We start from the raw sequence: 14,684 nt of genomic DNA, 5'->3' as shown, positions 1-14,684 counted from the left end.
GCCGCGCGTTCCGCGCGGCGGGTGTGTCAGGTTGAAAGCGACGGCCAGGTCGGTTGGGATGTGCCCAATTTCACGGCGGGGAGGGACCAGGACATTTGCGCGGCACCAACAGCCAAAGCTGGTTTCAACCGGTGGCCCGTTCCCCAGCCCGACTCTTCGGCGCTTTGCGGATAGTCGGCAGGTGATGCATTCGTAATGTCGCCTTCGGCTTTGGATTTCGCCAGTGCGGCCAGCAACTCCGCCGTGCGAGCAAGTGACAGCTGGGCGAGCATGATGGAGTTGCCGGAGGCCGCCTCGGCCAAGGCTGACAAGACGGCTGCGGCCATAAGGTAGCCCGTCGCATGGTCCAGCGCTTGCACGGGCAATGGCGTGGGGTTGTCGGCCTTGGCCCATGCGCGGCCGGCATCCGCGATCCCGGCGCTCATCTGGACAAGGCTGTCAAACCCACGTCTGGTAGACCAAGGGCCCTGCCAGCCATAGGCGTTCAAGGTGACCTCGACCCGGTTCGGGGCCAGTTCATCGCGTTTGACCTTAGTAAGTCCAAGCGCGTCCAGCGCGCCGGGGCGGTAGCCGTGGACGAAGACATCCGCCTGCGCAAGCAGGTCCTGCAGTTGTTTCAGGCCGCCGGGCGATTTCAGGTCCAGATAGGCGCAGCGTTTGCCCAAAGAGATATCCGGGATGACGCCGGGTTCGTCCCATCCGGGCGGGTCGATGCGCAGAACTTCAGCCCCAAAACCCGCCAGCGTTCGTGTTGAGACAGGGCCCGCCAGAACACGCGTCAGGTCCAGAACGCGCAGGCCCGCCAATGGGCGGTTGGCCGTGGTTTGGGGGCGGTCGCGCAGCGTGATGCGTCTGGGGTTTTGCCAGCCGACCAGCGGGTCGCGGGACACAGCACGCCCCTGCGGATGCTCCAGCCATTCCGCGCGGCTGCGCATGGCAGCAGCAACGCCGCCCTCGGCCACAATTGCGGTTTCCAGATCAGAGTTCGACCACTCTTTCAACGCTTGTGCCACGGCGTCTCGATTGCCCGGGACCCCGAGAACCTTCAGCGCCGCCGCCTTGTGGCGGGGCAGGTTGGTGTGCAACCTGATCCAGCCGTCCGAGGCCGGGTAGTCTCCGGCCACGGCGTCCCAGAGGCTGGGCATCTCCCATCCCTCCGGCTTGAACGAAAACCCATACCATAGTGAGGCCAGTCGGCGATCGACCAAAACCTCGGGAGCTTTGGGCGCAAGGTTCAACGCAGCCACAAGACGCGCAAGTTCCTGACCCACGGCGGCAAAACTTGCTGTGGCCAGTTCCGACACAGCAAATGCGCTGGGCCGCGCCCCTTTGCCGGTTTTCTTGTAGCTGTCAGCGGCGGGGAGGGCGGAGAACAGGCTCATTGCTGATAGGGGTCCAGACTGTCGCGCAGGCCATCACCGAGGAAGTTGAAGGCCAGTACCACGACGATGATCGGCAGCATCGGAATGGCCGTCCACGGGTAGATTTCGATTGAGGCCAGATTCTGCGCGTCGTTCAGCATCACACCCCAACTAACCGCCGGTGCCCGCAGGCCCAGACCCAGGAAGCTGAGCGCCGTTTCTCCGAGGATCATCGCCGGTATCGACAAGGTTGCCGACGCGATCAGGTGAGACATGAAGTTCGGCAACAGGTGTTTTCGGATCACCCGGCCTGAACTTGCGCCCATCATCTCGGCCGCGCGCACGTACTCCTCTTCGCGCAGCGAAAGGAACTTGGCGCGCACGGATCGGGCGAGGCCGGGCCAGTCGAGAATGCCGAGGATGATCGAAATGATGAAAAACACCGCGACCGGGCTCCAGTTAGACGGCACAGCGGCGGATAAGGCCAGCCACAGGGGCAGCTCCGGCAGCGAACGCAAGATCTCGATCACGCGGTTAATGACCCAGTCGATCTTGCCGCCGAAATACCCGGCTATCGAGCCGAAGAAGATGCCCAGAACGAAGGACACCGTGATACCGATCAGGCCCACAGTCAGCGACAGTTGCGCGCCAAAGAGGATGCGGCTGAATACATCCCGGCCTAGTCGATCCGAGCCCCACAGGAACAGCGTCGCACCTTCGGGCGCGCAGAAAAGGTGGGTGTCCGACCTGATCAGGCCGGCGAGTTTGTATTCGGCCCCTTCACAGAAGAACTTGATCGGGCGCGGGTCCTCAAGGTCGGGGACGAATTTCCATTGGAAGGTCTCAAGATCGGCTTCGGCCACGATCGGATAGACGTGGGGGCCGATGAACTCGCCCTCGTGAAACCAGCTTATGCTTTGCGGCGGGGCATAAAGGTGCTCTCCGTTCCGTTCATTCGGCCCATAGGGCGCGATGAAGCCGGCAAAGGGCAGCATCAGGTAGCACAACAGCAGGAAAATGCCCGAGACCAGGCCCAGTTTGTGGGTCTTGAACTTGCGCCAGACCAGCACCCAGTTGGGCGCGTCCAGATCGGCACGCTCAAGCTGTTGCAGAGCGACATCCGGGTCATAGGGGGCGTCGTCGACATAGCGACCGTCAGGGTGTTGGGTCATGCTTCACGCCCCTCATACCGGATGCGCGGGTCCAGCATGACCAGCAGGATGTCGGATATCATGGTGCCGATCAGGGTCAGTAGCGCCACGAACATCAGGATGAAGGCGGACAAGAACTGATCCTGCGTTTTCAGCGCCGTCAGCAGGGTCGGGCCAATGGTCTGCAGGCCCAGCACGACCGAGACCAGGACCGAGCCGGACACCATCGACGGCAGCAGGTTGCCGATATCGGCTACGAATGGGTTGAAGGCCACGCGCAGCGGATATTTCGTCAGCATACGCGATGGGGCCATGCCCTTGGCGATGGCGGTTTCCACGTAGGGTTTGCCCAACTCATCCAGCATATTGGCGCGCAGACGCTGCATCATCGCCGAGGCACCGGATGTGCCGATCACGAAAGTCGGGACAATCAGGTGGACGAGGATGGATTTCATCTTCTCCCAGCTCATTGGCAAACCTTCGAAAGACGGATCCATAAGACCGCCAATGGGCAGGTTGAAATAGCGGTGGCCGTAATAGAACAGGATCAGCGCCAGCAGAAAGTTCGGCGTGGCCAGGCCAAGATAGCCAACAAAGGCCGAGGTGTAGTCGATCCAGGTCCGCGACTTTGCCGCAGCAAGAACGCCCAGTGGCAGAGCGACGGCATAAACGAACAGGATAGCCGCCAGGTTGACTACAACGGTCAGCCACAAGGTATCTCCCACGATCTCGGCGACTGGGCGGTCGAATTCGAAAGACCAGCCATAGTTGCCCTGTAGCAGACCTTCAAACCCGTGCGGGCCGGGCCAGAAGCCCATCCAGATCAGGTATTGTTCCCATATGGGGCGGTCCAACGCATATTCCGCACGCAGGAACTCGGCCTTTGCCACACCGGCAGATTGTCCGGAGGCCTGCAATTCCGCAATCTGGTTGCTGAGGTAGTCGCCGGGCGGTAGGTTGATGATAACAAAGATCAGCACCGACACCACCAGCAGCGTCAGCAGCATCGTGAAAAAGCGATAGACTGCATAGCGCAGCATTACCATTTAGCTGCTCCTGATCAGTCGGCGAAGAAAAACTCGTCCGGCCGGTGAATACCGAAATGCGCGCCGGGCTCCCAAGCCCACATGGCCTGTTCGGGCACATTGCGCAGGCGGTTCGAGACCACGACCGGCTGAGGGGCGCCGTTCAGGATACCGATGGCAAAAAGCTGGTCGGCGTGGATGTTCAGCATCTCGGTCCAGATCGCCTCGCGCTCTTCATCGGTGGTGGCCACTTCCCAGTCGTGGGCCAATTGCATCAGCCGTTCAGCCTCGGGCATATCGGGTGCTTCGCCCACATCGCCACCGGTTTGGTAATACTGACCCCATTTGGGCCAAGCCAGAAACACCTGATCCGTAGGTGCAAGATAGGCAGGAGAAGTATGGGTCTGCGGGATACCATCATCCCAGCCGAACCAGACCGAGGCCATGGTGTTGCCCGCGAACACGCGATTGCGCAGGATGTCCCGGTCCAGCGGGCGCATCACCAGATCCACACCGATCTCGCGCCACGTATCTGTAACGATCTGCAGTGCGTTTTCGACCTCTTGCCGTTCACCGGCGGTTTCGATGATCAATTCCATCGGGCGGCCATCGGGCAGCAGACGGATGCCGTTCTTGTTACGCTCGGTCAGACCGGCCTCATCCAGCATGGCGTTGGCCTGTTCGATGTCAAACTGGGCCCATGCCTGAGCGTTTTCCTCGCTATAGAACGGGGACGCGGGCAAAACCGACATCGCACCGGGTTGCGCCAGCTTGAAATAAAGCGCTTGATTGATCGTCTTGCGGTCAATTGCCAGCGACAGGGCACGGCGCACGCGCACATCGCGCAGAACCTCGCGCCAGCCGTCATCGGCAAAGTTCAGGTTCGGGTAGATCGCGATCTGCGAGGCGACACCGGTCTTCCACAGCCGTGTTTTGTAGTTTCCGGCCTCTTCGCCCTTTTTCAGGATGGATGCGTCGCGGAATGCCAGGCCACGCCCTTGCAGGTCGGTTTCACCGGCATTGGCCTTGGCCGCGACCAGGCCGGGAGCGACGATTTCCATTTCGACCACATCGATATAGGGCAGTTGCACGCCATTGCTGTCGATGCGGTGGTAATAGGGGTTTCGGACAAAGTTGTGTCGGATCTTCTTGCCCGAGCTGGCATTCAGCCAGGGCTGCAGCGTGGGAAGTTCGTGATTGTCGAACTTGTAGAGGTTGTCCAGCTTGTTGTGCAGCGCTGCCCAGCTTTTGACGCGGGCGTCGCTGACCTGAAAGGCTAGTTCTTCGGTATCTGCGTATTGCTCGTGATACTTCTTCAGAAAGGCAGAGGGCCGGTAAATGAACGGCGGACGCGCCTGAGCCAGCGATTGCAGGAAGTCGGGGTTCGGGTCTTCCCACTCATAAACGACGGTGGTCTCATCCGGGAAAGATACGGTGGGCAGCTTTCCCTCGACGATCAGAAAATCCGGTGGGCCCGAGGGGCTGAGAAGTTCGTTATTCGCCACATCCTCCCACCAATAGCGGAAATCCTCGGAGGTGAAGGGCGAACCGTCCGACCATTTGTGTCCTTCGCGCAGATGCAGCGTGAATTTACGATTGCCTTCACTTTCGTAGGAGTCCAGCAGGTCGGGCACCAGTTCGTAGTTTTCGTTGAACCCCACCAGCCGGGCATATCCATAGACCACCATCTGGCGGATGTCCTTGGACCGGGTGACCATGGTGCGCAGCGTGCCGCCGGGGGTTCCGAACTCGCGCCCTTTGGCGGCCAGATCGACGACCAGAGGTTCGTCGGGAAGACGTTCGGCCACGGGGGGCAGATTGCCTGCGTTTACCTCGGTTGCCCAGAATTCTCCTTCCAGTGGGGTGGGGGTGTCTGCCGTGGCGGGCAGCATCCATGCAGCGGCCAGCGTGGCGGCCAGAAACAGAGGGCGAGTGGTCTTAAACATGGCATCGTACCTTATGGCCGGGTTCCATCTCTACCAGTGAAGGTATCACGGAGTCGGTAAATCGGAAGGCGTCATCCCAACTGTCTGGCGAACCTGCGCCCAAAGCAACCAGTTTCAGGTCAATGGGGCGGTTGATGTCAGGTTCTGGCTGAGCGGCAATAAGCGCCTTGGTATAGGGGTGGCGGGGATTGTAGAAGAGCGTCTCGGGCGGGGCTTGTTCGATAACCAGCCCCCGGCGCATCACGGCGACCTCGTCGGCGATACGCGCCACAACCGCAAGGTCGTGAGAGATGAAGAAATAGGACAGGTTCAGACTGTCCTGCAGGTTTTCCAGCAGCGTAAGGATCTGTTCCTGAACCGAGACATCTAGCGCCGAGGTCGGCTCGTCGCAGACGATCAGTTGCGGGTCCAGCATCATGGCGCGCGCGATCGACAGGCGCTGACGCTGACCGCCTGAAAAGGCATGCGGGTAGCGTTTCAGCATGTCAGCGTTCAGACCGACCCGTTGCAACATCTCGCCCGCCTTGTCACGCTGTTCTGACACCGTGCCGATACTGTGGATCTCCAGCGGCTCGGTCATCGCGTCCTGAATGCGCATCCGGGGGCTGAGCGAACTGTAGGGGTCCTGAAACACCATTTGCGCCTTGCGCTGAAAGGCAGTGCGTTGAGCGCGGGTCATGTGATGCACGGTGATCGGGTCTGCGTCCGATGAGGTCCGAAACAGCACCTCGCCGCCGGGATCTGGCGGTTCGGCCCCCAACGCGATACGGGCCGCCGTGGTTTTACCCGATCCGCTTTCGCCGACGATGGCCAGCGTCTTGCCGCGTGCTAGTTTCAGGTCGACGCCACGGCAGGCATGGATCAGTTTGTCCCCCTGCCAGCCCTTGCTGGAGCGCATGGTGTAGGTTTTTGACACGCTCTTCATCTGCAGGATCAGGTCCTTGTCTGGCATTGGGATGCCAACGGATTCTTCGTCCGGAATCTCGGGCGCTGCGTTGAACAATTGCTGCGTATAGGGGTGCGCAGGCGCGGTCAGAATGGGGGCGGCTGCGCCGGCCTCCATCACGCGGCCCTTGTGCATGACGACGACCTGTTCTGCCATGTTGGCAACCACACCCAGATCGTGTGTGACGAGGATCAGCGCCATCCCGGTCTCGCGCTGCAATTCCTTGATCAGGCCCAGCACCTGCGCCTGTGTCGTCACGTCAAGTGCGGTGGTCGGCTCATCCGCGATCAGCAGTTCCGGCTTGGACACCATTGCCATCGCAATCATTGCGCGCTGACGCATGCCGCCGGACAATTCAAACGGGTAAGAATCATAAGCCCGCTGCGGATCGGGAAAGCCTACGCGCTCGAACTGGGTCAGCACCTCTTTGCGGGCCTGCGCTTCGGACGCGCCACGGTGCAGCCAAAGCACCTCGCTGACCTGATTGCCGATCTTGTGCAGGGGCGACAGGGATCGCATCGGCTCCTGAAAGATCATTGAAATCCGGTTGCCGCGAATCCCGCGCATCTGCTTTTCGCTGATCCGCGTCAGGTCTTCGGTGCCCTTGGAATCGTTCAGTGTAATCGTGCCGCTGCGTATCTGGGCGGTACGCGGCAATATCCTTAACGCCGCTCGGCATGAGATCGTTTTGCCCGATCCGGATTCGCCTACCAAAGCCAGCGTTTGCCCGGCCTCGACATCGAAATTGACGCCTTTGACAACGGGCTCACCCGCGCCAAATCCGATGCTCAAATCGCGGACGGACAACAACGCCGTCATGCGGGTATTCCACCCGTTGGGCCGTAGGTCGGCATTCGCTTGATCAACTCCCCGTGTTTTTTGTCGCAGTTTCGCGCGGTTGGTGCGGGCTAGTCAAACCCGTTCTTGGGGTGAAATGTCGCGGAATTGTGAAACTGACGCCAATTTGCCTACACAAAGTCTTGAGGATTTGTCATCAAACAACCTGTCGGCCCCATCTGACAAGTCGACTGATATCAAGGAGAGATTTCCCCGTGTCCGACGATCAAAGCCGACTGGATCTGTTCATTGACCGTATGGTGTCGCAACGTGCCTGCCTGGATTTCGCCATTGCCGAGACGCGCGGCATGTCGGGTCCCGTGTTCGAACTTGGGCTGGGCAATGGGCGCACCTATCATCACATGGCGCAATACGTGAAGAACCGCCCGGTCTATGTGTTCGAACGTGCGGTGGCGTCTCACCCGGATTCGACACCTCCTGAAGATCGCGTGATCCTGGGTGATGTGCGCGAGACATTGCCTGCTGCGCTGGATCGTTTTGGTGCGACCGCCAGCCTGATCCACGCTGACCTTGGCGGACATAACCGGAAAAAAAACGACGCCTTCGCCCGGTTCGTCTCACCCCTGATAGAGCCGCTGCTGGCCGAGGGCGGGCTGATGGTGTCCAGCGACCGGATGTATTTCGACACGCTGACCGAACTGCCTTTGCCGATAAATGCCGTTGACGGACGGTGTTTCATCTATCGCCGCTGACCCAAAGGGTTTCCCCATGCTGTTTTATGATTGCTCCACTGCCCCGAACCCGCGCCGTGCCCGCATGTTCATCGCGGAAAAAGGGCTGCAGATCGAAACCCGCGACATCTCGATAGCCAAAGGGGAACAGCTGGGCGACGCGTTCAGGGCGATCAACCCAAGCGCAACCCTTCCGGTTCTGGTTACTGATGAAGGCACGGTACTGGCCGAGAACCTTGGTATCGCCGCGTATCTTGAGGCGCGGTTTCCCGAGCCGCCGCTGATGGGACGCACCCCGGACGAGCAGGGTCTGGTCTTGATGTGGAACAGCATCGTCGAACAACAGGGCGGTATGCCCATTGCAGAGACGCTGCGCAACGCCCATCCCGCATTCGCCGATCGGGCGATTCCAGGCCCCGAGAATCACCCTCAAATCCCCGAGCTGGCGCAAAGGGGCGCGGCACGGGTCGGGTATTTCTTCGATCTGTTGGAAAGGCGATTGGCGGACAGCCGCTATATCGCTGGGGCAGAATTCACTCTGGCCGATATCACCGCCTTTGTATTTGTCGACTTCGCTCGCGTGATCAAAAGACGGATTCCACAGGAAAACTCGGCAACACTAGCGTGGTTCGAAGCGGTCTCATCACGGCCCAGCGCACAGCTTTAAAGCGTTGAAATCCGTATGTCGGCTGCGCGTGACCAGGACTGTACATAAATGTCTAGACAGAAGTGAATAGTGCGTCTAGCGTTCACAGCGTGTCATGCAGGAGAGGGCAGGATGAAATCTCAGTATCGCGTTGTGGTCATCGGGGGCGGCGTTGTGGGCGCCTCGGTTCTGTATCACCTGGCCAAGTTCGGCTGGTCGGATGTGGTGATGCTAGAGCGGCGGCGGTTGGCGTCGGGTTCGTCATGGCATGCAGCTGGCGGGATTCACGCGTTGAACGCGGATCCGAACATGGCCTCTCTGCAGGCCTATACCATCGACCTGCTGAGCGAGATCGAAAAAGAATCCGGTCAGAATATCGGACTGCACATGACTGGTGGCCTGACCTTGGCCGGCACGCCCGAACGCTGGGAATGGCTGCAGGCGAACTATCGCATCTTCCAATCCATCGGCATTGATGACTGTGAGTTGCTGTCTCCGGAAGAGGCGCAACGGCGCTGCCCGATCATGTCCACCGACGGCGTTCTGGGTGCCATGTGGGCGGACCGTGAGGGTTATATCGACACAACCGGCACGGTGCAGGCCTATGCGACGGCGGCTAAAAAACGTGGCGCGGAATACTATGAAGAAACCAAGGTTGAGGAGCTGATCCAGACCGCGGATGGCTGGCAGGTGGTGACCGATCGGGGCACAATCACGTGTGAACATGTGGTCAACGCCGCGGGGCTTTGGGCCAAGCAGGTGGGCCGTATGGCGGGGATTGAGCTGCCGGTCTCACCGCTGAAACACCACTATCTGATTACCGACACGGTGCCCGAGGTGGCTGAGGCCGATTTCGAGATGCCGATGACCGTGGACCTCGAAGGATTCACCTATATGCGACAGGATCAGAAGGGCGTTCTGGTCGGCATATACGAAGTCGACCACGAACACTGGGCCATGGACGGCGCGCCGTGGAACTATGGCGAAGAGCTGTTTCAGGAACAGCTGGATCGGATCGAAAATGAACTGACGCTGGGCTTTGAACGCTATCCGTCGATCCAGAATGTCGGCATCAAGACATGGGTAAACGGCGCATTTACCTTCTCGCCCGATGGTAACCCGCTGGTTGGCCCGGTACCGGGCAAGCCAGGTTATTGGTCGGCCTGTGCGGTGATGGCGGGTTTCCTGCAGGGCGGCGGCGTTGGCAAGACGCTGGCCGAGTGGATGATCCATGGCGAACCCGAAGCCGACGCATGGCCGATGGATGTGGCGCGCTATGGCGATTTTGCCCAGAACAAACGCTATATCCGCGAAACCACCGGTCAGTTCTATTCCCGCCGTTTCGTGATGACTTACCCGAACGAGCAATTGCCCGCCGGACGTCCGCTGAAAATGGCCCCGGCCCATGACGCGATGACCGACGCCGGATGCAAGTGGGGTGTCAGCTGGGATCTGGAGGTGCCGCTGTACTTCGCGCCGAAGGGGTTCGAGGAAACACCGACGCTCAAGCGTTCGAACGCGCATGACATCGTGGCCCAGGAATGCAAGGTGATCCGCGAGGGCGTAGGCCTGCTGGATATCTCGGGCTTTTCGCGGTTCGAAATCAGTGGCCCAAATGCAGAGGTCTGGCTGGACAAAGTGATGGCCTCGAAACTGCCTGCACCGGGCCGTGCCAAGCTGGCCCCGATGCTGGGTGAGAACGGGCGGCTCAAGGGCGATCTGACTGTTCTCAACTGGGGCGATGGCACGTGGTGGATCATGGGCAGCTACTACCTGCGCGCCTGGCACATGCGGTGGTTCGATGATCACATGATCGACGGCGTCGATATTCGCGATCTGGGCGAGGAATACTGCGGTTTCGCCGTCGTCGGTCCAAGATCGCAGACCGTGGTCGAGAAACTGGCAGAACAGGATATCTCGGGGCTGAAATTCATGGGCTGCGGTGATTTCGACATCGGTCTGGTCCGCGCTCGCGTCGCGCGCATGTCGGTGACCGGCGAAAAGGGCTATGAGATCAACTGCCGCTATGGTGATCACATCAAGCTGCGCCGGATGCTATTGGAGGCGGGCGCTGACGAGGGCATCCGCGAGTGCGGTTTCAACGCGATGCTCTCGACGCGGTTGGAAAAGAGCTTTGGTATCTGGTCGGCAGAATTCACTCAGCTCTATACGCCCGGGATGACCGGGATGGACCGTTGGATCGATTGGGATAAGGATTTCGTCGGCAAGGATGCCGCCGTGGCTGAACGAGAGGGCAACGGCCCCGCGCAGGTTCAGGTGACGCTTGAGGTGGATGCGCTGGACGCGGATGCCAGCGGGTATGAGCCGATTTGGTCGGGCGAAGATCGGATAGGCTTTGTAACCTCTGGTGGCTATGGGCACTATACCGGCAAGTCGCTGGCAATGGCGCTGGTCAACCGCGACAAGGCCGAACCGGGCACGGAATTGACCGTGCATGTGGTTGGCGTCGAACGCTCCGCGAGGGTGGTCGCACCGTCCCCATACGACCCGCAGGGCAAGGCGATGAGGGGCTGATGGTGATTTCGCAGACATCCGAACGCGGTCGGCGACGGCGCGGGCGCGGTGTTGACGCCGCCCCGCCGCCCAGTCGCGATGTGAACTACCGCCAACTGACGAACCCGTTCCCGCCGATGGAGGTGTTTTCGGCGGACCAGATCGCGGACATGCACGAAACGGCCCTGCGGACGCTTGAGGAACTGGGGGTCAAGGTTCTGCTGCCCGAAGCCCGACGGATTTTTGCTGCGGGTGGCGCACGCGTGGATGAAGGCTCTGAAATGGTCTTCGTCGGGCGCGATATTGTCGAGGCCGCCGTCGCCTCAGCCCCCAACTCGATCGCCTGCCACGCGGGCGCGCGCCGCCGCGATTTCACACTGGAACTGGGAAGTCTGGTGTTCCAGCCGGGGGCAGGGGCACCTAATGCCACCGATCTGGAACGGGGCCGCCGCCCTGCGACCGGGCAGGACTATCTTGAGTTTCTGAAACTCACGCATCATTTCGACGTGTTCCAGATGATCTCGCCTCAGGTCGAGCCGCAGGACGTGCCGACACATCTGCGCCACTACTTCACGACGCAGGCGCAGATGGAGCTGACGGACAAGTTCCCGTTCTTCTTCTCGCGCGGGACGCCGCAGGTTATGGACTGCTTCGAGATGCTTTCCACCGCACGGGGCCTGTCAGATGAAGATTTCCGCGGCAACGCGCATTGCTACACGATCATCAATACCAACAGCCCGCGGACGCTGGACATACCCATGGCGCAGGGGCTGATCGACTTTGCCCGCCATGGGCAGATGTCGATCATTACACCTTTTACCTTGATGGGGGCGATGGCACCTATCACGGTGGCAGGAGCAATCACGCTTTCCCATGCCGAAGCCTTGGCGGCACTGACGCTGACCCAACTGACCAACCCAGGCGCGCCGGTGTGCTATGGGACCTTCACCAGCAATGTAGACATGAAATCGGGTGCGCCTGCGTTCGGGACGCCTTCGCATTTTCAGGCGTCACTGGCGGCCGGGCAATTGGCGCGGCATCTGGGGCTGCCTTGGCGATCCGCTGCCGGGTCAGCATCGAACATCAATGACGTACAGGCCGCAAATGAAAATCAGTTCGGCCTCTGGGGGTGCCTGATGGCTGGGGCGACAGTGATCATCCACTCGGCCGGGTGGCTCGAGGGCGGGCTGTCAGTGTCGTTCGAAAAGCTGGTCTGCGACGCCGAGGTGCTGAACATGGTCGCCGAACTTTGTGCCGGGGCGCAGGCGGGGGGCACCGAGATCGGCTTTGACACCGCCCTGCGCGAGGTCGAACCAAGCGGACACTTCTTTGCAACCAGCCAGACGATGGAACGCTACAACACTGAATTCTACCAGCCCCACGTGCACGACTATGCCAATTTCGGCACGTGGACCGAGCGTGGATCGGTTGACGCCAATCATCGGGCAACGGGTGTATGGAAGGCCATTCTTGAAGATTTCAAAGCTCCTGCCGGCGATAGCGACCGGCTTGGTGCCTTGCAGGATTTCATCGCGCGCCGTACCGCCGAAGGCGGCGCGCCACCGGAGAGTTGAATGAACACCAAACCGATCCTGCACCGCGACGACCCCAAGGCCGAGCCCTTGGTCGGCAACATAAAGGTCACGCGTGACGACTGGCTTAACGTGGCGATGGATGTGCTGATTTCGGACGGGGTGGACCAGATCAAGGTGCTGAGCTTGGCCGAGCGGATGGCGGTCTCGCGATCTTCCTTCTACTGGTATTTCAAATCACGTCAGGAACTGCTCGACGCTTTGCTCTCCCGCTGGCAGGCCACGAACACGGTGGGTCTGATTGCACAGGCTGAGGCTCCGGCGGAAACCATTACGGCGGCGGTCTGCAATGTGCATCGCTGCGTGGTGAACACCGATCTGTTCGATACGGCGCTGGATTTTGCCGTACGGGATTGGGCGCGCAAATCGGGCAAGGTACGCCGTGCATTGGATCAATCGGACGCCCGGCGGTTGGAAGCTCTGCACGCCATGTTCGTGCGTTTTGGCTATTCTGCGGTTGAGGCAGAAACCCGTGCCCGTGTGCTGTACTACATGCAGATTGGATACGATCTCGCCCAGCTGAATGAGCCGATGGAAACCCGACTGCAGATGGTACCGCACTACCTTTACGTTTTCACCGGAGTCGAGCCACGACCCGAGGAAGTCGAAGAATTCAGCGCCTATTCAAAGCGCTATTGGGAAGGAGACAGAGAATGAGCCAACCAGACGCAATCATCATCGGTACCGGTGTCATAGGGGCAGCTATCGCGTTCGAAATGGCCAAGGCCGGTTGGAAAACCCTGTCGCTGGACCGCAATTCTCAGGTCGGCCATGGCTCAACTGCGGGGTCTTGCGCGATCATTCGGATGCATTACTCGACCTTCGACGGCACCGCTTTTGCGTGGGAAGGCTATCACTATTGGCGCGATTGGGCTGATTACTTGGGACTGCCCACGAAGGCCAGTCTGGCACAGTTCCGCGAGACGGGATGTCTGGTGATGAAAACCGACGCCAACGGGATGTTGGAAAAACACATGAAGAACAGTGCCGATCTGGATTGCCCGTTCGAAGAGTGGTCGGCTGCGAAAATCACTGAACGCCTGCCGGTTTACTCGCTGGACAGTTTCGCGCCGGCGCGTCGCATGGATGACCCGGAATTCGGTCAGCCGAACGGGCGCAAGATGCAAGGCGGGGTATATTGGCCTCAGGCTGGCTATGTCACCGATCCGGCCCTGTCGGCGCAAAACCTGATGGATGCCGCGAAACGGCACGGGGCTGAGGTGCGCACCGGGGCTGAAGTGGTCGAGATCCTGACCGAAGGCGGGCGCGTGTGCGGGGTCAAGTTGGCCTCGGGCGAAGAACTCAGCGCCAAGGTGGTGGTGAATGTGGCCGGACCGGGCTCGGCGATCATCAACAAGATGGCAGGCGTTTTGGATGACATGACCATCGAAACACGTCCCCTGCGGCAGGAAGTAGTACACGTTCCTGCGCCCGAGGGGTTCGATTTCGAAAACGATGGCACGATCGTGTCGGACAGTGATATAGCCTGCTATTGCCGTCCCGAGCACGGCAACCACATCCTGGTCGGCTCGGAAGACCCGGAATGTGACCCGCATCAGTGGTGCGAGGACGACGTCCACTATAACCACGACTTTACCGATCAATGGACGACGCAGGCCATGCGCTATGCGCAGCGGGTGCCCAGCCTGGGCATCCCTTCCAAGACACGTGGAGTTGTAGACCTGTACGACGCTTCTACCGACTGGATTCCGATCTATGACAAATCCAGCCTTCCGGGGTTTTACATGGCCTGTGGCACCAGCGGGAATCAGTACAAGAATGCGCCGATCGCAGGAAAGATGATGACGGCCCTGATCGACTATTGCGAAGGTGGGGCGGATCACGATGCCCAGCCGCTGCAGTTCGAGTTGCCTTATATCAAGCGGACGATCGACGTGGGTTTCTATTCCCGCAAGCGCCCGATCAACGAAGAAAGCAGTTTTTCGGTTCTGGGCTAGCCGGTACGAGAGAACG

General features: G+C 60.2%; 11 protein-coding genes. 6 read left to right on the top strand and 5 right to left on the bottom strand.

Annotated elements, in window-relative coordinates:
- Positions 1–26 precede the first annotated feature (26 nt).
- The 5 genes from ACR1XY_RS12675 to ACR1XY_RS12655 are packed head-to-tail and all read right to left on the bottom strand — an operon-like array spanning position 27 to position 7,248.
- A complete protein-coding gene (locus ACR1XY_RS12675; RefSeq protein WP_480593769.1) occupies positions 27–1,382 on the bottom strand; it encodes a CoA transferase in 1,356 nt (451 codons plus the stop codon).
- The gene (locus ACR1XY_RS12670; protein WP_480593768.1) at positions 1,379–2,533 is read right to left on the bottom strand and encodes an ABC transporter permease; all 1,155 of its coding nucleotides are present in this window, start codon (positions 2,531–2,533) and stop codon (positions 1,379–1,381) included. The genes ACR1XY_RS12675 and ACR1XY_RS12670 overlap by 4 nt, the downstream gene beginning before the upstream one ends.
- On the bottom strand, positions 2,530–3,558 hold the full coding sequence (locus tag ACR1XY_RS12665; RefSeq protein WP_480593767.1) for an ABC transporter permease: 1,029 nt from the start codon (positions 3,556–3,558) through the stop codon (positions 2,530–2,532). The genes ACR1XY_RS12670 and ACR1XY_RS12665 overlap by 4 nt, the downstream gene beginning before the upstream one ends.
- Before the next feature lie 14 nt (positions 3,559–3,572).
- Complete coding sequence (locus ACR1XY_RS12660; RefSeq protein ID WP_480593766.1) at positions 3,573–5,483, bottom strand: ABC transporter substrate-binding protein; 1,911 nt, start codon at positions 5,481–5,483, stop codon at positions 3,573–3,575.
- Positions 5,476–7,248 (bottom strand): ABC transporter ATP-binding protein, encoded by a 1,773-nt coding sequence (locus ACR1XY_RS12655; RefSeq protein ID WP_480593765.1) that lies wholly within the window; start codon positions 7,246–7,248, stop codon positions 5,476–5,478. The genes ACR1XY_RS12660 and ACR1XY_RS12655 overlap by 8 nt, the downstream gene beginning before the upstream one ends.
- A gap of 233 nt (positions 7,249–7,481) precedes the next feature.
- Here ACR1XY_RS12655 and ACR1XY_RS12650 point away from each other — a divergent pair, with 233 nt between their 5' ends.
- The 6 genes from ACR1XY_RS12650 to ACR1XY_RS12625 all read left to right on the top strand — a co-directional run bounded on the left by ACR1XY_RS12650 (position 7,482) and on the right by ACR1XY_RS12625 (position 14,668).
- Positions 7,482–7,979: a class I SAM-dependent methyltransferase gene (locus ACR1XY_RS12650; protein ID WP_480593764.1), complete on the top strand. Its 498-nt coding sequence runs from the start codon at positions 7,482–7,484 to the stop codon at positions 7,977–7,979.
- A gap of 16 nt (positions 7,980–7,995) precedes the next feature.
- A complete protein-coding gene (locus ACR1XY_RS12645) occupies positions 7,996–8,625 on the top strand; it encodes a glutathione S-transferase (RefSeq protein ID WP_480593763.1) in 630 nt (209 codons plus the stop codon).
- Between the two features lie 111 nt (positions 8,626–8,736).
- Complete coding sequence (locus ACR1XY_RS12640) at positions 8,737–11,139, top strand: GcvT family protein (RefSeq protein WP_480593762.1); 2,403 nt, start codon at positions 8,737–8,739, stop codon at positions 11,137–11,139.
- Positions 11,139–12,692 carry a trimethylamine methyltransferase family protein gene (locus ACR1XY_RS12635; RefSeq protein WP_480593761.1) on the top strand — a complete coding sequence of 518 codons (1,554 nt, stop codon included), beginning with the start codon at positions 11,139–11,141 and terminating at the stop codon, positions 12,690–12,692. Before ACR1XY_RS12640 ends, ACR1XY_RS12635 begins: the two co-directional genes overlap by 1 nt.
- Positions 12,693–13,367, top strand: a complete 675-nt coding sequence (locus ACR1XY_RS12630; RefSeq protein ID WP_480593760.1) for a TetR/AcrR family transcriptional regulator — start codon at positions 12,693–12,695, stop codon at positions 13,365–13,367.
- Positions 13,364–14,668 (top strand): NAD(P)/FAD-dependent oxidoreductase, encoded by a 1,305-nt coding sequence (locus ACR1XY_RS12625; RefSeq protein ID WP_480593759.1) that lies wholly within the window; start codon positions 13,364–13,366, stop codon positions 14,666–14,668. Before ACR1XY_RS12630 ends, ACR1XY_RS12625 begins: the two co-directional genes overlap by 4 nt.
- The last annotated feature ends 16 nt before the right edge of the window (positions 14,669–14,684 follow it).

Source organism: Ruegeria sp. AD11(2025) (assembly GCF_056542405.1).
The sequence above is the reverse complement of the archived record's forward strand: the minus strand, read 5'-3'. Positions and strand labels throughout refer to the sequence as shown.